This window comes from Synechococcus sp. MVIR-18-1 (assembly GCF_014279835.1).
Classification (GTDB): domain Bacteria; phylum Cyanobacteriota; class Cyanobacteriia; order PCC-6307; family Cyanobiaceae; genus Synechococcus_C.
Genome location: NZ_CP047942.1, coordinates 318,641 through 340,430, shown reverse-complemented (window position 1 = coordinate 340,430; position 21,790 = coordinate 318,641). Strand labels below are relative to the sequence as shown.

The following is a 21,790-nucleotide window of genomic DNA, read 5'->3' as shown; positions in this document are numbered from 1 at the left end:
ACAGAATGCCATCAGTTTCCGGCCGAGGCTTGACCGCTCAACACTCCCGTGGCCTTCTGCTTCTCGCTGGAACTCCGCTCCTCACCGTTGCACTCGTCCTCGGCGGACAGACGGTCATGCGCCGCCTGCACACTCCAATCACACCATCCCTTTCAAGCGCTGATCTCTGGACGCGTTACCGCTGGTCGATCAATCCCAAGGAACGGAGAGAAGCCGCTCTCTTGCTCGCAGCGCGCAGCACCGATTCAGCGGAGAGATCCCAGCGGTTGCTGGCCAATCAGGGCTGGGGCAACGATCCCCTCGCTGCTGTCACGCTGAAACAGCAGGCGTTAAACGCAGCCAAGCTCGGGCGTCCGTCAGAGGAAAAGAAACGTTGGCAGGACTTGCTTCAACGCTTCCCTGACAGTGCGGCCAGTGCCGATGCGCGTTATCAGCTCGGGCAAGCCAACCCAAGGCTTCACGCAGATCTTTTCCGGCAACAACCTGGCCACCCAGCCGCCTTAGCGGCAGCAGCAGAAACCAAAACGGATTCTCCTAAGCAAGCCATCGCCGCCTTGCATCTGGCCCGCTGGGGGGCCCGTTGGCCAGGGGCTGCTACGCAGCTCAGGGAAGCCTGCAACAGGATCAGCGGCGATGGCTTGAATCAAGACGATCGACTCACGCTTGCGCAAGCACTCGCGACCCTTGGGGATGGCCGTGCAGCGGAAGCCTGCCTCCAAGGCACGCCTACCACTCCAGCCAGCGGCTTGGCGATTGGTCGGGTCCTGCTCCGAGGCAGCGCTGAACAGCAAGAGCGTGGAAAGCAGCACTTGCTCAATCTCGCCATCAGCAACCCAGACGATCCGGCGGCGCTCAAGGCAGCAGCGCTACTAAGCGAGCCGCTAAAACCAGATCCCGCTCTGTTGGACCCGCTGCCGCAATCTTTGCAACAACGCTCCGCTGATGTTGCAGCAGCCCGGGTGCGGCTTGGTGACGGGGCGAACGGTGACGCATCGAATGCCATGGCCATTCTGAAGCGCTGGCCTACCAACCCAGCGGCCTGGCAACTGCAGTGGGACTTGGCCCGCAAAGCCCTTCTAAACGATCAATGGACAACGGCAGAAGCACTGCTGAACGCCATTCCACACTCAGATCTTCCTGAACCTCTAGCCGCGAGGCAGCAGTTCTGGCTGGGGCTCGCACTGGCGAAGCAAGACCAAACAGCGCAAGCCCTAAACGTCTGGGAAACGTTGGTCAAAACCCATCCGAGGAGTTATTACACCTGGCGCGCCGAGGTGCGATTGGGACGGGGAGATCTTCCAGATCTCAATCAAGCATCAGCCTCTCGCTCTGCAGCCCTTGGCGAGGCGTTTCCATCGCACTGGGAGCCATTAAAAAGTGGCGATCCATTCGTGGATCGTCTCTGGCGACTCGGCCAAACCCAGGAAGCATGGGAAACCTGGAGAAACCAACAGCCCCGATCCGATCAGCCATCCAATCCAGAGCAAAAGCTCGTCGAAGGTCGCCTTCGCATTGCCGTCGGCGACGCATGGACGGGTCTGAGTCGTCTTTGGCGCGCCAGCTTGAGATTGGTGAATCAAACCTGCGAAGAGCAACAGCTCCTGCACCGCAGCCAGCATCCGCATCTGCTCCCGGAGGTGTTTGAGACCGCATCCCAATCAGAGGCGGTACGAAGGGAACTCCTCATGGCCATCGCCAAACAGGAATCTCGCTTCTCCCCAGGCGTGAGCTCACCCGTCGGGGCGATCGGGTTGCTGCAACTGATGCCAGCGACGGCGGAAGAACTGGCCGGCGGCACCCTGAGTAGCGATGAGCTACGCGAGCCAACCCGCAATGCCAAGCTCGGAGCGCGCTACCTCGCGCAATTGCTGGAGCAATGGCAGGGCAACATTGTGCTGGCGATTGCGAGCTACAACGCCGGGCCTGGAGCCACCAGCCAATGGGTCACTCCCCTTCTGGAGAAAGATCCAGAATTATGGGTGGAGCGCATCCCCTATCCAGAAACGCGCCTTTACACAAAAAAAGTACTGGGCAATCTTTGGGCCTATCTCGGATCAGGACGCGACCGCTGCGACAGCGGAAGCCAAGGGGTTCGGTAGATCCTGCCCCAACCAGATGCCCACAAGCACCAGCGCCCCCAAGCCCAAGGCCATGACCTGAGGCGGAGGCATCACCTTGATCCGGGTGAGGTCCAAACGGGCCAGCAAGGTGGCAGAAGCCAAGATCAGCACATCTGACAGCAAGCTCAAACTGAGCACATAAAGCCCCACCACGATCACCAGCAGCAGGGTCGAAATCAGGCTGAGCACCCGACTGGAGGCCATCAATAACGACAGTTGGCGAAGCAAAAGATCAGGCATCGTGCAGAAGAGCACGATCACCAGCGATTGAACGATCTCTACCGTCCAGAACAAGCGGGGCGACACGTTCTGCAGAGCAATTAAGTACTCGCTCTCAATCGACCAATGGTGGCCAAGGAAAACAGCAACAGCAAAGAGCAAAAGCAGCAGGGGGGCCCGCAGCGGTAGGACCAAAAAACGAAAAAAAGACATCAGCAAGCAGCCAACGGTCGACCGATGAAATCACTGATGACATCAGCGAGACAGCAGATCCCAACAACAGAATTGGCTTTTAAACGCTAGCAACAACACACGCATCAGCCTGCCAAAGTGAAACCAATCAAGTCTTCCCGGGATGACCGGCAGTTCCGCCCCCGCCACCCTGACCCCCTTGCAAAAGGGGTTGCTTCTGATCACTGCACTGGTCCTTGCTGCTGGATTATTTTTGCTGCGCAATGGTCTCAATCAGGAAGCGCCTCTCGATCAGCTGGCCAGACAATCCCTGGATCCTGAGGTGGCCCTCACCAACTCCCGGCCCACCGTGCTGGAGTTTTACGCCGATTGGTGTGAGGCCTGCCAAGCCATGGCACCCGCGATGCTTCAAACGGAACAGAATCACGCCGATCAACTCGACGTTGTTTTGGTGAATATCGACAACCCACGCTGGCTGGATTTGACCGATCAATACGACGTCACAGGGATTCCACAGCTCAATTTATTTTCAGCCGACGGCGTGATGCGCGGCCGTTCGCTTGGAGCGAGAACAGCTGACGAGTTGGAATCACTAGCGGTTGCATTGATTGACAATGCGCCTTTACCTCAGCTTGCGGGCGTTGGTTCCACCAGCAGCGTGCCCCCTGCCGAGACAGTTTCAAGCCCAGGGCCCCGCAGCCACAGCTAGACAAAGCATGAACAGTTCAGCGCAGACGACACCAATGGACTCTCGTTTTCGAGTTGACCTGATCGCCGCAACCCCGAATCCGCAACAGTGCGTGTATGTGGGAATGCACCAGGACTACAGCGAGGGCTTCGTCGCGGCCGACCGCGAGCAATGGCCAGATGAAACCAAAGCAGGCGAAATCTGCGTCAAACGCCTCCTAGCCGGAGAACGGGGACATTACGGACCCATGGAGCATGCCCAGATTGTGTTGAACGTGGGCTGGTTTCCGCATTCCGTGATGCAACAGGCACGGACGCACCGGGTGGGCGTCAGTTTTGATGTGCAATCCATGCGCTACACAGGCGAGCGCATCTGTCGGGCGGCACAGGGAAAACTCGATCTCGAAGAGGTGTTTTATCTGCGTCCCGTTGGTGAGTACAGCGACCGCAAGGGCAAGAAATACCTCTACAGCGAGGCTGAACGCCAAAAAGATCTAAACCACTGCAAAATCAGCGCCGATCGGTATCAGGAATTGCTTCAGGCCGGCTTTGCAGAAGAACATGCCCGCGGCATTCTCCCCTTCGATTACAGGCAACATTTTGTGGTGAGCTTCACGCTCAGAGCCTTCCTGCATTTCATGGATCTACGCGCCAAGCTCGATGCTCAGCAAGAAATCCGCGAGCTCTGCGATCTGATGTGGCCCCATCTCAAGGCTTGGACTCCAGAATTTGCAGGCTGGTACGAAAAAACAAGACTGCATAAGGCCCGGCTCGCTCCCTAATGAATACTTAGGAAGCACTTTTCAGGAAGCAATCATGCGCTGACGTTCAGACCTTGGCTAGCGTCACTCGCTCTGGCTGATGCTGATATTTACCTTGTCGGTCGCTGTAGGTGGTCTCACAAGGATCACCTTCAAAAAACAACAACTGGCAGATCCCCTCATCGGCATAAATACGACAATCAGCTCCAGAACTGTTACTAAATTCCAGGGTGAGATGTCCCTCCCAGCCAGCCTCTGCTGGAGTGGTATTCACAATGATGCCTAAACGGGCATAGGTGCTCTTGCCAAGACAAATAACCGTGATGTTGGGCGGCACCCGCATCTTTTCAAGGGCAACACCGAGGCCATACGAATGTGCTGGAAGGATGAAATAGTCCCCATCCTCATCATGATGAATGGGCGTGGATTCAAGGTTGTCAGGGTTGAATCGCTTGGGATTCATGATCGTGCCAGGGACATGGCGAAAGATCAAAAACTCCTTAGGCGAGAGCCTCAAGTCGTAGCCATACGACGAGCAGCCAAAACTAAGAACCGGACTCTTGCGTTGATCCGGATCCAAGTGGCGCACTAAGCCATTTTGAAAAGGCTCGAGCATGCCTGCCCCAGCCTGATCCGTAATCCAGCGATCGTTTTTAAGCATTAGAAACCTCGACGCAATTCCGTGACTTGATCAGCCATCTCCATCATCTCTGCAGGGATCGCAGGCCCGGTCACGATCACATCCATGGCTGATGGCCTTTGCTCTAACACCGACAAAACATCCTCATGGCTCAAATAGCCAAGCTCGATCGCCAAGCCAATCTCATCCAGCACGAGTTGGTCCAACGTGCCCTCTAGAAGATGGGTTTTGCAGATCTCCCAGACCGACTGAACAGCCTCTTTGACCTCGTCATCGCGGCTAGCAGCAGGATCTGAAAGGCATTCCGTCACGGAAGGCCGCAACCATCGGAGCCGATCGCACAGGGTGAGGCTGCTCTGGGGACCTTGGCCCACTCCACCCTTGAGGAACTGAGCGATCAAAACATTGCTACCCAGGCCTGCCGTCCGCAGCGCCTGGCTCAGCACACCAGAAAAACTCCCCCGAAATGAGGCGGTATGCACCTGAAGCTGACCTTCTGGAGCCACCAAATGCAGGGGTGGACGAACCTCTACAGAGGGAAGTCTTCGAAGCCCTGCTTGCTCAAGAGTCCTGTGGTCAACAGTCCGCGACTCACGAGAATGATGGGTAGGGCTGAGGCTGACGGTCATCACATTCGCCGATGTCCGGCAAATCCGGATGTGGATGAATCTAGCGGTGAAAGTGCAAGACACAAGTGCTTTGACACCATCCATGGTGTGCCGAGCCAACTGGCAGGCTCAAAGAACCTCCACACCCTGGGCTCATGACCGACACCTCTCGCAATGACGGACGTCAGCCGGGCGAGCTTCGCCCCTTTTCGATCAGCTGGGATCCCATGGGATTTGCCCTGAGTTCAGTGATCATCCACAGCGGACGCACCGCTGTTCTTTGCAGCGTTTGCCATCAAGAAGGTGTGCCTCGCTGGCGCAAAGATCAAGGCCAGGGGTGGCTCAGCGCCGAATACCGACTTCTGCCTGGATCCACTCCAGAGCGACAAAACAGAGAACTGCTCAAATTGAGCGGACGCACCCAGGAGATTCAGCGCCTGATTGGCCGCAGCCTGCGCGCAGCGATCAACATGGAAGCTCTCGGCGAGAACACGTTGAGAATCGATTGCGATGTGATTCAGGCGGATGCAGGCACCCGCACCGCTGCGATCAGCGGATCTTGGGTCGCGCTTCAACGCGCCTGTGAGCGACTGGTTCAACAAGGAATTCTCAACACCAACCCCGTCCAATCCCAAGTGGCCGCCGTCTCCGTTGGGGTGATTCACAAACGCCCCCTTCTCGATCTCGACTACAGCGAAGACAGCCAAGCCGATGTGGATCTCAACGTTGTGATGAACGGAGCAGGGCATTTGCTGGAACTGCAGGGCACTGCCGAAGGAGCTCCTTTTAGCCGTCAGCAGCTCAATGACCTACTAGACCTCGCCGAGCCTGGCCTCAAGCAGATCATGCACGATCAGAATTTAGCTCTCTCCAGTAGGTGAAAATGCCGAGTTTCGTGTTCCTTGCTACATGAACAGGAGGGGCTGATCCATAGCATCCCGACATACGAGTAGGGACCATGGCTGAGGTCAGCCGCGGCTTCAGCCGCTACGCACCACCAACAATGCGCCCGGCGGGCTCGAGCTTCGGAAGTCCCGCGGTTCCTTCCAGCCGCACGCTTCAAGATGTCATTCGGGGACTCGATGGTGCCAACTCGGAAATGGTGGAACGTGGGAAAACCATCTTTTTCCCCGGTGACCCTGCAGAAAAGGTGTACCTGATTCGTCGCGGAGCCGTCCGCCTCTCCAGGGTTTATGAATCTGGCGAAGAAATCACGGTTGCCCTCTTACGAGAAAACAGTTTGTTTGGCGTTCTGTCGTTACTGACAGGTCACCGCTCCGATCGTTTTTATCACTCGATCGCTTTCACAAGAGTGGAAATGGTCACGGCTCCAGCCACATCTGTGAGGCAGGCCATCGAAGCTGACACCAGTGTGGGCTTGCTGTTACTGCAGGGTCTATCCAGCAGGATTCTCCAGACCGAAACGATGATCGAAACCCTCACCCATCGAGACATGTCATCTCGGCTGGTGAGTTTTCTGTTGGTGCTCTGTCGAGATTTTGGAGTTCCTGGTCAACGGGGCATCACCATTGACCTACGCCTCTCACACCAAGCCATCGCCGAAGCCATCGGTTCCACGCGCGTTACCATCACGCGTCTCCTGGGTGATCTCAAGTCATCGAGCCTGGTGGATATCGATCGCAAAAAGATCACTGTTCTCGATCCAATCGCTCTCGCTAAACGGTTCAGCTGACCATGCAGGTGAAGATGGAACTCCCGTCCGAACTCTGATCCTTCGTTCACCGTGACCGGCTGGTTCCTACTTCTTGCTCTGCTAGTCCTTGGAGGCGTGCTCTCAACCCTGGGAGACCGCCTTGGTTCTCGTGTGGGGAAAGCTCGGCTGAGCTTGCTTGGACTGCGTCCCAAGCGCACGGCCGTGGTGATCACGGTTTTAACGGGCAGCCTGATTAGTGCGCTTTCACTTGGACTCTTGCTGTTAGTGAGTCGGCAGCTCAGGGTGGGCCTGTTTGAACTCAATGCTCTCGAAGCCAAATTGCGGAGCAGTCGCGCCGACCTCAAGACAAGCAAAAGCGCTCAGAGGCAAGCCGGCAAGGAGCTCACAACGGCACAACAACGAGCGGCAGAACTGCGTCGCACCCTGAAGCCCCTCCAGGAACAAACCCGATCCTTGGAAGCCGAGCGGCAACGATTGAGCCAAGACGTGAATGCGAAAGATGTGGAGATCCAACGCACCGAGCAGGAACTCTCGGCCGTGCGCACGCAAATTCGCAGTGGAGAGAAAGAACTCAATCAACTAGAGGACACGCTCTTGGCGCTGCGGCGCGGAAACGTCGCCATTAGCAGCGGTCAGCCACTTGCCACCGTGACCCTGAAGCTCGAACGTCCCGATCAAGCAAAAACGGTCATCGATCAGTTATTGCGTGACGCCAATCTTCAGGCCTATCAACAAGTGCTCCCTGGCCAACCAGCGGAAAGGCAAATTTTGCTGGTTCCGCGGCCTGACATCCAGCGCTTGGAGCAAACGATTCGCAAACCTGGCACCTGGGTTGTGAATATCCGTTCAGCCGCCAATGTGCTGCTCGGAGAAACCGTTGTGTACGCCTTCCCTGAAGTGCTTCCCAATGTCACCGTGACAAGGGAGGGAGAGGTCTTGGCCCGCACCACCCTGGCGAGCAATGAACGCAACCCTGAAGCCGTTCGCAACCGACTAAATCTTCTCCTTGCCTCCACATTGGCCGAGGTGCAACGACGCGGTTCGCTCAGCAAGGGGTTGCAGTTTGATGGCAATGAAATCAATGCGCTTGGCCAAGAACTGATCGATCGCAACGGAGGACTCGCAGCGCTCGAAGCAGTCGCTTTACGACGCAGCGAAACGGCAGATCCGATCGCCATCCAGTTGCGCCTTAGCCAATGACACGCGTCATAGCGCTAGATCCCGGCCGAAGTAAATGTGGGCTGCTGTTAGCAGACATCGCCACGAACACCGTGCTTCAAGGCATGGTGATACCCAGCGCTGAGGTGCTTGATCAGCTTCGATCCTGGATGGTGGATGCTCAGGGGGAGGACGATCAGATTGCTGAGCTGGTCATCGGTGACGGCACCAGCAGCACGATCTGGCAACACCAACTTCCCGCAAGCCTGAAGGTCCGCGTCGTGGACGAAACCGGGACTACCTTGCGAGCCAGGGCGCGTTACTGGCAGTTGTGGCCTGCACGGGGCTGGAAACGCTTGCTTCCTTTAGGCCTGCGCATCCCATCTGGCGATCTCGACGCCATCGCCGCGCTCGTCATCCTCGAACATTATTTAGGTCGGTCTTTGCAATGGCCAGGTCCCGATCCCCTCAAAAACGCGCCCTCACGGTGAAGGTGTAATCCCCTCCCGGCTCAAGGTCATAGTCAGATTTCACAAGAAAACGAAGAAGCGCGTCTTGAATCAAGGCTCGCCCCAGGGAGGGCTCCACACTCAGTTCGCCACGGTCAAAAAACCAGCTGAACTGCCAATTGAAGCCTCCAGCCTGGACGTCTCCTTCCAAACATTGATCCGCAAAACTCTGGCGTTGAACCCGCAGATGGGCGGTGGTAACGGGTAGCGCTGCCATCACGCCTCGGTGTTGGTGGGAGCCAGCTGAAGCCCATTGATGTGATTCCCTGCAAGATCGAGACCCTGCCGCTGAATCCTTTCCAAACCATCCACGACCTCCAACAGAACCTTGTCGAGCAGGGGCTCTTCGTCACGACTGAAACTTCCGAGCACGTGCGACACCGTTCGTGCCTTGCGCTCACTGGGATTTTGTCCGGGTGCACCGATTCCAATCCGCAGGCGCGCGAAATCCTGCGTACCGAGATGCTGAATGGTGCTTTTAAGACCGTTATGGCCACCAGCAGAGCCACGGGCCCGCAAACGCAAACGGCCAAGCGGCAGATCCATGTCATCAACGAGGACCAAGAGCTGATGCAGCTCAAACCCAAACCAATCCAATGCTGCCCGAATCGAGCGCCCGCTGTCGTTCATGAACGTTTGGGGCATCAACAACCGCAATCTCTTGTCCCCCACACCCAGATCAGCAAGCTGACCTTGGAGCTTGGGCATAGAACGAAAGCCTCCGCCCTCCCGAGAAGCCAGGCGTTCTAAGGCCATAAAGCCAACGTTATGTCGTGTGTTGGCATAGCGATTGCCCGGGTTCCCCAACCCCACCACTAAGCGGAGATCACCGCGATTCATCGACTCAATCGGAGGGGGATGTTGGCTCTGATTTTGGAGAAACCACTGGAGTTACAACAGTCTCAGCTGGTGCTTCTAGAGCCTTGGCCTGATCCCCTTCGGGTTCGGGGTCAGCCATGGCCTTATTGATTTCACGTTCGAACTCCTTTGAGGCCGACTGAAACCCTTTGAGTGTTTTCCCGAGGGTACGGCCGAACTCAGGAAGCCTTTTAGGCCCAAACACCAAGAGAGCGACCGCCGCGATGACGGCCATCTCTGGCAGACCAATGCCGAAAACATTCATGACCTGATGTCAGCCCAGACCCAAGCCATTCCAGTTGACATTGATGCCTTCAAGGATCAGTGACTTGTTGTACAGCTGAAGAATGATCAACAGAAACACAAGGAACAGGGCCATGAAAATGCCCATCACTGGTGTTGTTCCCCAGCCAGGAACAACCTTGCCGTATTCCGAATTCAGGGGGCGGAGCAAATCGCCCAGACGGGTGCGTTGAGCCATGGCAGCGCTGAAGTCTCGGGTGGAATTAAGTCTCGATACTGTAGGGGCTCCGACCCGTAAAGGCGTCGATCCTGTGGAGAGTTGTGATGGAAAGTTCGTCCCCGGCTATGTCAGTGGCGATTGCCGTGCTGGCAGCCCTGCTCGGGTTAACAGGATTGGGGGTCTACACAGCCTTTGGTCCTCCATCTAAAAATCTCGACGACCCATTTGATGATCACGAGGATTGAACGTTCTCCAGTAGCAAGGTGGTGAGCTCGCCAGGGTGCACCTCCCAGACGGTCTTCCGGTCGCTGGACTTGGCGCAGCTCAGCCTCCAATCGCTCCCCGGGCACCAACGCTGACGCGCTGGTCCTGGATTGAGCAACTCAATTTGAACCGCCTTATCGCTTTGCCCATCACCCTGCGCTGATCGGATTGAAATCGGCACCAGGCCGATGGGCAAAGCGGGAAGCCCTTGCCAACGCTGATCCAGCGCAACAGGTCCCATCCATCCGGGCTCCCTGAATCGAATCGCGGCCTGGGCCACACCACTGCGGTTCCAACCCAACATCGCTGGCATAAAGGCCAACCGGTGTCGGTGCCATCCATGATCGGCTGAAGGGTCAGGCCAGGTTGGACCTCGAAGCAGGGACACTCCCAGATGGTTCGCGCTGGCATCGACACCTTGAGGACCATCCAGCAAGACAGCCAACCCACCCCCGGGAGCTTCTGCTTCTGCAGCCAGCCAGGAGATCACAGGCACTTCCCAACGCTCTTGTTCAAAAGGAGTGAAGGCTTGTGCTGGTCGCTCGATCACTCCACCACTCGTATCAGCAGCCCAACGCACAGCAGGGCTCTTTAACGGCAATTCCAGCCGCAACAATTCATGGGTCTGCTGCCAGTAGACACTGAGCTGGGCCTCGATCCAAGGCGAATCGGCCTGCAGCAAGAGGTCCAAGCGGACCTTGCTCAATCCAGCAACCGTGCGCAGCACGATCCGCGCTGTCAGAGGGCCCGACTCCACGAATTCCGCCGACCAGTTTTCGGCCATCGGCAGCGGATGTTGGCGGTAATCAGCGGCCAAATCCCAAGCGTCCCAAAACTCCCCTCGATCGGAAAAGCGCAGCAATCGCATGGGTTCGCTGAGCTGTGGCACACCATTTGCGTCGTGCAGCTGAATCAGCCCATGGGCGCTCACATCCGCAGACACCACACCATTGCTCAGCCTCCATACCCCCGACGACAACACCTCCACACTCACGGGGTGGCGCACGGGCAAGGCCGACCCCAGAGGCGCATGGCTGCGCTGCAGCGGAAGCGCGCAAACGCCTTCGCAACAAGGCAGTTGCACCCAAACACCACCGGAAGGAGCAGCCTGCTCAGGGAGGAGTTGCCCAGCGCTGGACCAATGCCCTTGAGGCAAGCGCAACAACGGTGACCAGTGCGCAAGGGGCTGCAAGCCGCACCAGGTCCAGTGGGAGCGATGGGGATCGGACACCAAACCGTCTTGATGCGATGAGAACAGATGGCCTAACAGCTGATCTCGGCCACGGGCCGCACGGCGGCGAGCATCACGCCAGATCGGTTCAGCCTGTTCAAACACCTCCGGGATCGATGTGCCCGGGAGGATGTCATGAAATTGTTGGAACAGCAGAGGTCGCCAATCGCTGGCCTGCTCGTGGCTGGGCATCAGAGCCTTCGCCCGAGGCCCAAGCAAGGCAGCCGCAAGCTCAGCTTCTCGAAGAAGCCGCTCCAAACTGCGATTGTGACGCTTCTGATCAGGCCGACTGGTCGCGCAACCCCGATGTAGCTCGAGATACAGCTCATCGCGCCAGACCGGCAAGGTGGAGCACCAAGGCTCTAGGTGATCGAGATAAGCGCGCAGCGTTCCGGGCTGCTGGGTCACAGCCTGCGGCTGTCCGTCCCAAAGCCTTAGCTGTTCCAGCATCTCGGCAGTGGGACCGCCACCATGATCGCCAACCCCTGGGAGCCAGATCGCCTGCTCCACCCCAGTGGCAGATTGGAAATCGCGCTGCTCTGTTGCGATCGCGACAGGATCGCCATCGGTGCCGATTCCAGGCAGCATCAGCGCTAAGACCTCCGCTCCTCCGCGGCTTCGCCAGCGAAACAACCGATGGGGGAAGCGGTTGGTGGCATTCCAGGCCAGTTTGTGCGTGCAGAACCAGCGCACTCCGTTGGCAGCCGCCACAGCGGGAAGTCCGGCGGCGAACCCAAAACTGTCAGGCAGCCAAGCCAAGTCATGCCGCCATTCGGGGAAACGCCTCTGGCTGTCCTCCTGTCCAAGACTGAACTGACGCGACAGGGAGGCGGTACTCACCAGAACGCAATCGGTTTCGACCCAAGGGCCATTGATCGGCTCCCAGCGACCCTCACGGCTGGCCTGCTGAATCCGTGCATGCAAGGCCGGGCGATGGCGTTCCACCCAGGCATAAAGAGCAGGGGTGGAGTGCGCAAAGTGCAGCTCCGGATAACGCTCCATCAGATCGAGAGCAGAGCAAAAGGTGCGTTCCGCCGCTTGCCAGGTATCAGCCACAGGCCAAAGCCAGGCGAGGTCAAGGTGGGCATGGCCCAGCCAATGCACCGCACCCACTGGCTTAGGGCAGGCCACCAAGTGACGATCAACCAAGGCAATGGCCTCTGATGCCATCGGGTCGCAAGACAACACAGCATCCGGAAGCGACTCTCCTCTTGCCAAGGACAGCTCCAAGGCTTCAGGGAGCAACGCCCGATCCGGGTCGCAGTGAGCGATCAGAGGTTCCTGGACGAGAGCGCTCTGAATGAGAGCTCCATCGTCATGACAAGGACTGCGCAACTCCAGCTGGATCCGCAGGCCCTCACCTCTCCTCCAATCCTCAGGGAGGAGCCAACGGCAGCGGGTATCGAAGAGGTCGCCCTCATGCACCAGGACCCCATCAACGCGGAGGCGCACGGCATCGGCCCACCAGCTCAACACCAGTCGTTCACAGGACGCGCTGGCCTGCGTCCAGGATTTTGGACAGACGAGGGTCTGCTCGAGGTGCAACCAGTTGCCACCTCGCGGCCAAATTAAAAGTCCGCGTTCAGCCCAATCGGGACGGTGGTGTCGTCCCCAGGGTTCAGCCAGTACCGGCCGCCGTTCCTGATCACCACGTCGCCACCAGCCAGGGTGCAGATCAACGCGACTCCGACATCGAAACGTTTCAATCCACTCCGATCCCGGGGCTTGCAGAGGCTTCTCCATCGTGTTATTCCATCATTCCGCCATAGGATGGCGATCAAATTTCAGACGCCGGTCGGTTGCCATGCTTGCCCTCAAGATTTCGGTTTATTCCGTCGTCTTTTTCTTTCTCGGCATCTTTGTCTTTGGCTTCCTAGCCAGCGACCCAAGCCGCACACCCAGCCGGAAAGATCTCGAAGATTGAGTCCTACGTAACAGGGTCACGCCGAGCACTGGTTCGACCTCACGTTTAAAAGCCTTTGCACATGGCAGGATCGCTTGCCATTGCTGATTTCTTTTGTCGGCGTTTAGCCCCATCACCAGGATCGCAGGATCACTGGCTGTTGCCGCTGCGCTGACAGGGGCTCCTGTCCACTCTCAGAGTGTGGGCTCCTCTCTCGAAAAGATCGAGACAGTTGAGGCGGAGTTAGAAAGTACTGATCATTCTTTCTCTGAAGCTGGTCCGGTACCGATCGACGTAGAGCCAGTCGTTCTTCCCAGTCCCACGGCAAATCCTCAGGACTCTGCAGAAACAAGCCAACCCTCCAACGCCAAGCCTCCAGAAGAAATTGATCTCAAGGCTGACCGGCAATCGTTTGATGCGCGCCGAGGGCTTTTTGTTGCTGAAGGCAATGTTCAAGCTCAACTCCGTGGAGGCATGCTTCAGGCCGATCGAGTCGAATTTGACAGCAACTTCAACACCTTGTTTGCTCGTGGAAGCGTGCGACTACGTCGTGGGTCGCAGTACTTCCAGGCAAGCACCTTCCGCTACAGCCTGATCCAAAACAGCGGAGAATTAGAAGACGTTTACGGCGTTCTTGAACTCGATGAGCTGTCCGCAGGCTTCCAATCCTCACCCCAGGCTGTCGAACCACCGACCAAGCAGACCCTTCCTGTCCTCGAGAGCTCAGGCCTTGGCTTCCCAACCGCTCTTGCTATGGAGTTGGGTGGCAGAACCGCGGGACAGATCAGCGATCAGCCGAGCGGAGACAGCATCTGGGATACAGAGCTTGCGCCAACTCCCACCTGGGAAGTCCCGGAACCTGCGACGGAAATCAGCGCATCAACGTCAACAGATTCCGACATGGCCTGCCCGGTGCCGCTTCCACCGATCCCCGACTGGCACCCCCACCCATGGGCCGTGACCGCATGGGGCGGGCAGATGATTGACTCCAATTTTGGAGACACCTTTCTGTTCAACGGGCGAATGCGCGAGGAATATCTCCTGGGGGTGAGCATGCAAAAGCGGATTTGGCGCGCTGGACCTTTTGCTCTTGAATTGGAGGCCGATTTATTCGGCCATCAGGCGTTCAAACAACCTGGTGGACCCTTCAACCAGGCTGTGCCCAATGCCGACACGCCTGATCAACTGTTTGGAGAAGCGATCGTTGGCCTTGGGGCACGACTCTGGCTGCAGCCTTGGCTGAGCTTTGGGTTTGTGGAAGGAATCAGTTTCAACTCCTCGGTGAGTAACTACGAACGCACATATCGGGAGAACTACACCCAGCTGCTGAACTACTTGGCCTTCGAGCTCGAAGCCTCAGTCTCTGATCAGCTTTCATTAGTCGGAAGGATTCACCATCGCTCCGGAGCGTTTGGCACCTACAGCGGAGTGAAAGAAGGAAGCAATGCTTACCTCCTCGGTTTGCGCTACCGCTGGGGCGAAGATCCCATTTCAACCCAAATCGCCGATGTGCCGCCTCCTTTGGGCTGCCCAGATCCTGATCGCGCCACCCGACCGCCCCTGCTCACGCTGAACGAGAAGCTCGAAGAAATCACCCTCGGCACTGGCGGGAAGCAAGTAGTGCAGCCCGTTCAACCGCTTGCTCAGTCGCGTTACTCAGAGATGTCTCCACGTGAACAGGAGGAGTTGCGCGTACAAGCGATCGCCATGATCGATCAAAGAGTCGACAGCATTCAGTTCCAACAAACTCTCACGATTGAACGACGATTTGGAGTGCCTGGAGGAATTAACAACAATGCAGTTAGAGAAAGCAATCAATTTGGTGGAGCTGGACCGTCTCAGCTCAATAACCTCGGCAGTACTCCGCTGATCTCTGGCTCAATCAGCCGATGGCGAATTCAAGCATCACAGGTTTCAATCTCACCTGACGGCTGGAAAGCCAAACGGATGGGTTTTACGAATGATCCATTTACACCTGCTCAAACAAGAATTGATGCCGAAGATGTCATCGCTAAAGAGCAACCCAATGGGGACATCCTGATTGAGAGCCAACGCAATCGATTGATCGTGGAGGAACGCCTCCCTATCCCAGTAAGCCGGACGCAACGCATCACAAAAGAGGAAGAAGTTGAAAATCGTTGGGTATTCGGGATCGACAACGAAGATCGAGATGGCTTTTTCGTTGGACGGGATATCAAGCCGTTCGAACTAAGCAAAAACACTCTGCTGAGCCTTCAACCACAAATCCTTTTACAACGAGCCATCAATGGAAAAACAAATAGCTACGTAGAGCCTGGCAGCTCGATTGCTAGTGGCACTGTAAGTCAACCGCTAAATGCTAGTGATGTTTTCGGATTAGAGGCAGAGTTAACCAGCAAGATCTGGGGGTGGGAAGCTGAAGCTAATGCTGATATAAGTACTTTCAATCCTGCCAATTTCATGAATGGGAGTCGCTTTTGGGGCGAATTAAGGAAAAGCGTTAATCTCCCCTGGATCGGCGAAGCCAAAGTAAGAGCATTTTCTGCCTATCGATATCGCGCTTATAACGGATCATTAGGAGAGACTGATGTTTACTCCGCCTTCGGCAGCTTCCTCGAACAAAGAGGAGCTTTCAACGTCGCAAAGCTAACCAACAACTATATCTGGCGCATCGGAGCTGGAAATTATCAAGCCGAACAATTTGAAAGTGAAAATCTCACCGATTTATGGCGAGCGAACTTTTACGGTTCTCTAAACAGTAGTTATCCAATCTGGCGTGGTCAACATGTAGCTTTAACGCCTCAAGCGGCCTATCGCTACTCCCCGGTTGCCATCGTTCCAGGCTTGGCCTTCAACACCAACATCAACACACTCTTAGCTGCCTACGGCGATGGCGAACGTCAAACCACCATTAGCCTCAGTGGTGGACCCACTCTCACCTTGGGTACATTTAGCAAACCTTTCCTTGATTACACCCGGCTGTCTATCACTGGAGGGGGAACTCTTAAACAAGGCTCCAGTCCATTCAGCTTTGACCAAGCCATTGACCTGGGAACTTTGGGACTTGGCATAACACAACAGATTGCAGGGCCTTTGATTATTAATGCAGGCATAGGCTTAAATATTGATCCCGCTTCAGAATTTTATGGCGATGTGATCAATTCCAACATTGAACTGCGCTGGCAGCGCCGCTCTTATGACTTTGGCTTCTACTTCAATCCCTATCAAGGGGTAGGCGGATTCAGATTCCGCCTGAATGATTTCAACTTCACGGGAACTGGAGTGCCTTTCGTCCCTTACAACCCATCAAACGAGCTCGACAGCCGCCCCTTTTAATCTCTTTTTCTAAAAATCTGTGGCTTCGTCATCAGGACCACCGCCATAGATCAAATGACTTCCGGTGAGATCAGACCCTGCAAACTGCATTCCCTCGGTTTGCACTCCAGGTGCATAGGCATTGATCACAACCGAATCGCGTAAGTCGGCATCGCGGAGATCAGTGCCTGAGAGATCGGCATTGCTCAACATCGCACCCTGCAAACGAGCGCCATCAAGCCTGGCACCACTCAAATCGGCCCCTTCAAGATTCGCCCCATTGAGCTTTGCCCCGCGTAGATCAGCATCACGCAAATCAGCCCCGATCAGATGATGGCCGCGTAGATCGGCATCGCGTAAATCACATCCGTGACAAGCGCCACTCTTAAGCAAACGTTCAAGCGGGGTACCAAAAGGCTCAACCGCAATCGCTGTCACCGAGCCCGCCTCAACAGCCGAGGGTCCGAGCAACAGGGCCATCGAGCTAAAAGCACACCAGATGCGCTTCATAAGGAATGTCATGACGTCGATGCCGCTTCTTCCTTCATAGACACTAAATCAAGTGTCTGCCGTATCCGTTCGGAACCCGTTTAAGTAAGGAAGCCGATCGAGCGTGCTCTGCAGCTCCGCATCCCGAGACAAAAGCTGCCCCGTTGCATCCCAACGGCCTGAAAGCAACATATCGCGCGGTCCTGGATCCACTTCGATCGACCAATGACCAAGATCACTGCTGCAACTGGAGGTCTCCAGGTCGAAGGTCCAGGTTGCTGCAGGGTCTTGGGCCATTGCATCTTGCAAAGCACGCACCTGGTCCTGACTGGCTTTAGCACAAGGGATTCCTAAGGCCAAGCAATTGCCATAAAAAATTTCCGCAAAACTCACCCCAATCAGGGCACGGATCCCCCAACGCATTAAGGCTTGCGGGGCATGCTCACGACTCGAGCCACAACCGAAGTTGTCATTCACCACCAAAATCGAGGCTCCCTGATGCGCAGGAAGGTCAAAAGGATGGCCTCCGTCGAGCTCCTTTCGGTCGTCAGCAAAGACCTGAGCGCCGAGCGCCTCAAAACTCACGCATTTCAGAAATCGAGCCGGAATAATCCGATCGGTATCGATGTCATCACCCCGCAAGACAAGGGCGCGGCCCTCAATCTTGGTAATTAGGCCTTGGGGAAAATCGTGGGTCTGCGTCATGAAGGATCTTGAGAAATAAAACAGCAACCAAAACACTGAAAGAGTGCGGGACTCTCCCGCCACAGCCGAAGATCAGACCCCGAGCAAGCGAACATCGCTGACATGACCAGTTACCGCAGCGGCGGCGACCATGGCAGGGCTCATCAGCAAGGTGCGCCCGCTGGCTGATCCCTGGCGGCCTTTGAAGTTGCGATTACTGGAACTCGCACTGATCTGACGCCCCTCAAGACGGTCAGGATTCATCGCGAGGCACATCGAGCAACCAGGCTCACGCCACTCAAATCCCGCATCGCGAAACACTTGGTCAAGGCCTTCCGCCTCAGCAGCACGAGCCACCTGCTCGGAGCCCGGAACCACAAAGGCCTTGATCCCAGCAGCCACTTGCCTCCCCCGTGCCACAGCCGCCGCCGCCTTGAGATCACTCAAGCGACCATTCGTGCAACTGCCGATAAAGCAGACATCCACCGGCACGCCGGCAATGGCCTGGCCAGGCTTTAAATCCATATAGCGGTAAGCCTCTTCCGCGATCGGTCGATCGGCAGGATCCAGTTGCTCAGGCTTGGGGACCTGCTCATCCACGCCGATCCCCTGACCGGGGGTAATCCCCCAGGTCACCGTTGGGGCAATCGTTGCTGCATCAAATCGCAGCTCATCGTCAAAGACGGCATCAGCATTCGATGCCAGGGAACGCCACCAACGCGTCGCCCGCTGCCAGGCTTCACTACTCGGTGCTGAAGGGCGGCCCTCCAAGTAGTCAAAGGTTGTCTGGTCGGGATTGACATAGCCGCAGCGAGCGCCCCCCTCAATCGCCATGTTGCAGAGGGTCATCCGCTCCTCCATCGAAAGAGCGTCGATTGCCGGTCCGGCGAACTCATAGGCATGGCCAACCCCAGCCTTAACCCCAAGCGAACGAATCACATGCAGGATCAAGTCTTTAGCAAACACCCCTGGGCTCAGCTGATTGTCAACCCAAAGGCGGCGGACCTTGAGTTTGTTCATCGCCAAGCTTTGGCTTGCCAGCACATCACGAACCTGAGATGTACCAATACCAAAGGCGATCGCTCCAAAGGCACCGTGCGTTGACGTGTGCGAATCGCCGCAGGCCACCGTCATGCCGGGCTGCGTTAGTCCCAGCTCCGGCGCGATCACATGCACGATTCCTTGACGACCACTGCCAATCCCATTGAGCTCGATTCCATGCTTGCTGCAATTGCGTTCCAGGGTGCTGAGCATCTCCTCCGCCAATGGATCAGCAAAGGGCCTGGCCTGATTGGTGGTGGGAACAATGTGGTCCACCGTTGCCACCGTTCGCTCCGGACAACGCACCTTCAATCCCTTGTCTTCCAGGGCCACAAAAGCCTGAGGGCTCGTGACTTCGTGGATCAGATGCAACCCAATCAACAGCTGGGTGGATCCACCAGAAAGTTCCGAAACGCGATGAAGATCCCAAACTTTGTCGTACAGGGTTCCGCTGCTCATTCCCACTCGACAATTCACTCAAAACCCTAGAGGCAAGCAGCGTTCAATCCAATCCACTGGATCTCGCCATCCAGCCCTCTTTCTCCTCGCCCTCCTCCTAAGAGTGAGCCAGCAAGCGCAAGCGAAGACAATTCAAAACCTCACCAGCGCTAACGGTCCGGATCCACTCCCGACCACGGGTGGGGCCCAAGAGCAACATCTCACTGCTGCATCCATCCGGCCCAGCAACACCAACAAACACCAATCCCACGGGCTTTTCCAGCGTTCCGCCATCAGGGCCGGCGATTCCCGTAATCGAAAGCGCCCAATCCGATCCGGTGAGACGACGAACACCCAGCGCCATCGCCTCGGCCACTGGCGCACTCACGGCACCGTGCTGCTCGAGCAGCTGTTCAGGCACGGATAACAGATCTCGCTTGATGGCATTGGCATAGGAGATCACCCCGCCCAGCATCACGGCAGACGCGCCAGGCACCGCTGTGAGCTGAGCGCCTAACCCTCCCCCCGTGCAGGATTCAGCCACAGAAAGGGTTTGGCCGGCTTGCGCCAGCCGCTTCAAAACAACAGAGGCCAGCGAATCTTGATCCACGCCAAAGCAAAGGTTGCCCGTGCGCTGGCGCAACTCATGCTCGGTTTGATCCACCAGCAGCCAAGCCTTCGAGGGCTCATCAGCGCAAGCCGTAATCCTGAGCTTCACCTCTCCGCGGCCGGCATAGGGCGCAACGGTGGGGTTAACCCCATCCAACAGATCGGCCACCTGTTCGGCCAACGTGGATTCCCCGATTCCCCAGAAATGAAGCAGGCGGCTCACAAACACACCTTTGGAGAGCCCAGACGACCGGAACCAGGGCGCGGCCGTGGCCTTCCACATCGCTTTCATCTCACTGGGCACTCCCGGAAACGTGAGAACGGTGAATCCAGGCACCGGGGTCCAGATCATGCCGGGAGCGGTTCCCGTTGGATTGCGTAAAACCTCAGCTCCAACAGGCAAGAGCGCCTGACGACGGGTTTCAGGTCCAGGGGTACGACCGCGGCTACGGGCTTTCTCTTCGATGTCAGACCAAACCTCGGCTCGCTCTTCCAAAGGAACAGAAAACGCAGCTGCAATCGCCTCCGTGGTGAGATCATCCGGGGTTGGTCCAAGCCCACCGGTCACGATCAACACGCTGGAGCGTTGCGCGATCTCCTGAACCAGGGCAATCAGGCGATCGCGGTTGTCGCCCACAACGGTTTGGCGAAAATGAGGAAGGCCAAGGGAGGCAAGCTCCTCTGACAGCCAACGGGCATTGCCGTTGAGGATGTTGCCAAGCAGAAGCTCCGTCCCAACACAGAGGATCTCAACACCAGAGCGGTCCGAGCGATCAGCCATGGCGATCAGGGTCTGAAGGGTCCAAGCCTGAAGACTCAACTGCCGCTTCGAGATGACGCTGACGATTGATGGTCACAACCGTGGCCACAAGGATGGCCGTAGCCAGCCCAAGCCAGAGAAAACGCATTTCCACATTGGCCACCACCATGGCCAATGACGCCAGCCATTGCGTAAACACGTAGATCAAAACAACTGTGCGGCGATGGCTAAAGCCAGCACGAAGAAGGCGGTGATGCAGATGGCGTCGATCTGGATAGAAGGGGGAGCGACCATCGCTGAGACGCCCCATAATCACGGCCGACATATCGGCCAAGGGCAACGAAAGAATCAACAACGGCAGCAACAAGCTCACCGTTGTGAGCCCTTTCGCCGGGCCAACAATGCTCACGGCGGCAAGGGTGAATCCCAAAAAATACGATCCGCCATCACCCATAAAAATGCGAGCTGGATTGAAGTTGTGGCGGAGGAAACCAAGGCAACTTCCAGCTAACGCGGCAGCAAGAAAAGCAGCCGCTGACTGATGGAGTGAAAAACTCACTGACACCAAGCCAACCGCTGCGATTCCAGCAACACCTGCGGCTAAACCATCAAGGCCATCGAGCCAGTTGATTGCATTGGTGATCCCCACCAGCCAAATCACCGTGGCGACCAAGCTGAGCAGGTCAGGAAGCAGCAAAGCTTCAGAGCTGCTGGCTAACCAAGGCAGATCAATCGCTCCAATCCGGACGCCCTGGGACCAAACAACCACCGAAACGGCAACCTGACCTGCCAAGCGCGGCCAAGGAGACAGAGCAAACAGATCGTCGGAAAGACCGATCACGAAAAAACAGAGAGAGCCAGCAAGCGTGGTCCAAATGAGCTGGTCACGGGCCGGAGCCAACAGGCCAAACCCGCCCATCCACCACGTCACCCCAAGGGACAAACAAAAGCCCAGAACTAAAGCGATACCCCCCAACCGCACCATGGGGGTGGTGTGCTGCTTGCGCGAATCAGGCTGATCCGTGAGGCCCAATCTCAAACCCAACCCCCGCACTAAGGGGACGAGCAGAGTCGTAATCACAGCAGCGACCACAAGACTCGCCGAAGCGACTGCGAGAGGAGTACTCGCGAACGTCACAAAAAACTCCGGCGGAAGGTCACCAAATAGGATCTTTTAGAAGCGAATC

At 56.8% G+C, this 21,790-nt stretch carries 23 protein-coding genes; 10 read left to right on the top strand and 13 right to left on the bottom strand.

The genetic code is table 11. The features are described from left to right. Positions 1-5: 5 nt before the first annotated feature. Positions 6-2,099: a lytic transglycosylase domain-containing protein gene (locus SynMVIR181_RS01730; protein ID WP_186589778.1), complete on the top strand. Its 2,094-nt coding sequence runs from the start codon at positions 6-8 to the stop codon at positions 2,097-2,099. On the opposite strand, the gene SynMVIR181_RS01725 is transcribed toward SynMVIR181_RS01730, so the two are convergent. Then, positions 2,055-2,552 (bottom strand): hypothetical protein, encoded by a 498-nt coding sequence (locus tag SynMVIR181_RS01725; RefSeq protein ID WP_186589777.1) that lies wholly within the window; start codon positions 2,550-2,552, stop codon positions 2,055-2,057. The genes SynMVIR181_RS01730 and SynMVIR181_RS01725 overlap by 45 nt on opposite strands. A gap of 142 nt (positions 2,553-2,694) precedes the next feature. Here SynMVIR181_RS01725 and SynMVIR181_RS01720 point away from each other — a divergent pair, with 142 nt between their 5' ends. Both SynMVIR181_RS01720 and thyX read left to right on the top strand, forming a co-directional pair. Then, on the top strand, positions 2,695-3,240 hold the full coding sequence (locus tag SynMVIR181_RS01720; RefSeq protein WP_186589776.1) for a thioredoxin domain-containing protein: 546 nt from the start codon (positions 2,695-2,697) through the stop codon (positions 3,238-3,240). A 34-nt stretch (positions 3,241-3,274) separates the two neighbouring features. Next, positions 3,275-4,000, top strand: coding sequence for an FAD-dependent thymidylate synthase (gene thyX / locus SynMVIR181_RS01715; protein ID WP_186589775.1), 726 nt, complete (start codon positions 3,275-3,277; stop codon positions 3,998-4,000). 46 nt (positions 4,001-4,046) lie between these two features. Here thyX and dcd read toward each other — a convergent pair whose 3' ends face one another. Beyond that, positions 4,047-4,640 (bottom strand): dCTP deaminase, encoded by a 594-nt coding sequence (gene dcd, locus SynMVIR181_RS01710; protein WP_186589774.1) that lies wholly within the window; start codon positions 4,638-4,640, stop codon positions 4,047-4,049. Continuing rightward, a complete protein-coding gene (locus SynMVIR181_RS01705) occupies positions 4,640-5,248 on the bottom strand; it encodes a cob(I)yrinic acid a,c-diamide adenosyltransferase (protein WP_186524494.1) in 609 nt (202 codons plus the stop codon). The genes dcd and SynMVIR181_RS01705 overlap by 1 nt, the downstream gene beginning before the upstream one ends. A 134-nt stretch (positions 5,249-5,382) precedes the next feature. Here SynMVIR181_RS01705 and rph point away from each other — a divergent pair, with 134 nt between their 5' ends. The 4 genes from rph (at position 5,383) to SynMVIR181_RS01685 (ending at position 8,551) form a co-directional block, all read left to right on the top strand. After that, positions 5,383-6,108 carry a ribonuclease PH gene (gene rph, locus SynMVIR181_RS01700; RefSeq protein ID WP_186589773.1) on the top strand — a complete coding sequence of 242 codons (726 nt, stop codon included), beginning with the start codon at positions 5,383-5,385 and terminating at the stop codon, positions 6,106-6,108. A gap of 77 nt (positions 6,109-6,185) precedes the next feature. Beyond that, positions 6,186-6,920, top strand: coding sequence for a global nitrogen regulator NtcA (gene ntcA, locus SynMVIR181_RS01695; RefSeq protein ID WP_186524492.1), 735 nt, complete (start codon positions 6,186-6,188; stop codon positions 6,918-6,920). Between the two features lie 51 nt (positions 6,921-6,971). Continuing rightward, a complete protein-coding gene (locus SynMVIR181_RS01690; RefSeq protein ID WP_186589772.1) occupies positions 6,972-8,102 on the top strand; it encodes a DUF3084 domain-containing protein in 1,131 nt (376 codons plus the stop codon). Beyond that, a complete protein-coding gene (locus SynMVIR181_RS01685) occupies positions 8,099-8,551 on the top strand; it encodes a resolvase (RefSeq protein WP_186589771.1) in 453 nt (150 codons plus the stop codon). Before SynMVIR181_RS01690 ends, SynMVIR181_RS01685 begins: the two co-directional genes overlap by 4 nt. Here SynMVIR181_RS01685 and SynMVIR181_RS01680 read toward each other — a convergent pair. Genes SynMVIR181_RS01680 through psbH form a run of 4 tightly spaced genes read right to left on the bottom strand, consistent with a single transcriptional unit; the run spans position 8,529 to position 9,908 of the window. Next, positions 8,529-8,786, bottom strand: a complete 258-nt coding sequence (locus tag SynMVIR181_RS01680) for a DUF3146 family protein (protein ID WP_006853677.1) — start codon at positions 8,784-8,786, stop codon at positions 8,529-8,531. The genes SynMVIR181_RS01685 and SynMVIR181_RS01680 overlap by 23 nt on opposite strands. After that, positions 8,786-9,409: an aminoacyl-tRNA hydrolase gene (pth, locus tag SynMVIR181_RS01675; RefSeq protein WP_186524489.1), complete on the bottom strand. Its 624-nt coding sequence runs from the start codon at positions 9,407-9,409 to the stop codon at positions 8,786-8,788. Before pth ends, SynMVIR181_RS01680 begins: the two co-directional genes overlap by 1 nt. A gap of 4 nt (positions 9,410-9,413) precedes the next feature. Then, a complete protein-coding gene (locus SynMVIR181_RS01670) occupies positions 9,414-9,692 on the bottom strand; it encodes a TatA/E family twin arginine-targeting protein translocase (RefSeq protein WP_186589770.1) in 279 nt (92 codons plus the stop codon). A 9-nt stretch (positions 9,693-9,701) separates the two neighbouring features. Then, positions 9,702-9,908 carry a photosystem II reaction center phosphoprotein PsbH gene (gene psbH, locus SynMVIR181_RS01665; protein WP_006853680.1) on the bottom strand — a complete coding sequence of 69 codons (207 nt, stop codon included), beginning with the start codon at positions 9,906-9,908 and terminating at the stop codon, positions 9,702-9,704. Between the two features lie 86 nt (positions 9,909-9,994). Between psbH and psbN the strand changes: the two genes are divergently transcribed. Then, positions 9,995-10,135 carry a photosystem II reaction center protein PsbN gene (psbN, locus tag SynMVIR181_RS01660; protein WP_006853681.1) on the top strand — a complete coding sequence of 47 codons (141 nt, stop codon included), beginning with the start codon at positions 9,995-9,997 and terminating at the stop codon, positions 10,133-10,135. Here psbN and SynMVIR181_RS01655 read toward each other — a convergent pair. Further along, entirely contained in the window at positions 10,123-13,128 is a 3,006-nt protein-coding gene (locus SynMVIR181_RS01655) for an alpha-mannosidase (protein WP_186589769.1), read from the bottom strand. The genes psbN and SynMVIR181_RS01655 overlap by 13 nt on opposite strands. A 61-nt stretch (positions 13,129-13,189) precedes the next feature. On the opposite strand from SynMVIR181_RS01655, the gene SynMVIR181_RS01650 reads away from it, so the two are divergent. Both SynMVIR181_RS01650 and SynMVIR181_RS01645 read left to right on the top strand, forming a co-directional pair. After that, a complete protein-coding gene (locus SynMVIR181_RS01650; protein ID WP_006042333.1) occupies positions 13,190-13,309 on the top strand; it encodes a photosystem II reaction center protein I in 120 nt (39 codons plus the stop codon). Between the two features lie 93 nt (positions 13,310-13,402). Then, positions 13,403-16,603: a DUF3769 domain-containing protein gene (locus SynMVIR181_RS01645; protein WP_186589768.1), complete on the top strand. Its 3,201-nt coding sequence runs from the start codon at positions 13,403-13,405 to the stop codon at positions 16,601-16,603. A 9-nt stretch (positions 16,604-16,612) separates the two neighbouring features. Here the strand turns inward: SynMVIR181_RS01645 and SynMVIR181_RS01640 are convergent, their stop codons facing one another. From SynMVIR181_RS01640 to SynMVIR181_RS01620, 5 genes are all read right to left on the bottom strand, one after another. Continuing rightward, a complete protein-coding gene (locus SynMVIR181_RS01640; RefSeq protein WP_186589767.1) occupies positions 16,613-17,104 on the bottom strand; it encodes a pentapeptide repeat-containing protein in 492 nt (163 codons plus the stop codon). Between the two features lie 36 nt (positions 17,105-17,140). After that, positions 17,141-17,776, bottom strand: a complete 636-nt coding sequence (gene leuD, locus SynMVIR181_RS01635) for a 3-isopropylmalate dehydratase small subunit (protein ID WP_186589766.1) — start codon at positions 17,774-17,776, stop codon at positions 17,141-17,143. A 72-nt stretch (positions 17,777-17,848) separates the two neighbouring features. Continuing rightward, the gene (gene leuC, locus SynMVIR181_RS01630; protein WP_186589765.1) at positions 17,849-19,255 is read right to left on the bottom strand and encodes a 3-isopropylmalate dehydratase large subunit; all 1,407 of its coding nucleotides are present in this window, start codon (positions 19,253-19,255) and stop codon (positions 17,849-17,851) included. A 97-nt stretch (positions 19,256-19,352) separates the two neighbouring features. Then, a complete protein-coding gene (locus tag SynMVIR181_RS01625; RefSeq protein WP_186589764.1) occupies positions 19,353-20,624 on the bottom strand; it encodes a competence/damage-inducible protein A in 1,272 nt (423 codons plus the stop codon). After that, the gene (locus SynMVIR181_RS01620; RefSeq protein WP_186589763.1) at positions 20,617-21,741 is read right to left on the bottom strand and encodes a glycosyltransferase family 4 protein; all 1,125 of its coding nucleotides are present in this window, start codon (positions 21,739-21,741) and stop codon (positions 20,617-20,619) included. Before SynMVIR181_RS01620 ends, SynMVIR181_RS01625 begins: the two co-directional genes overlap by 8 nt. Between the last annotated feature and the right edge of the window lie 49 nt (positions 21,742-21,790).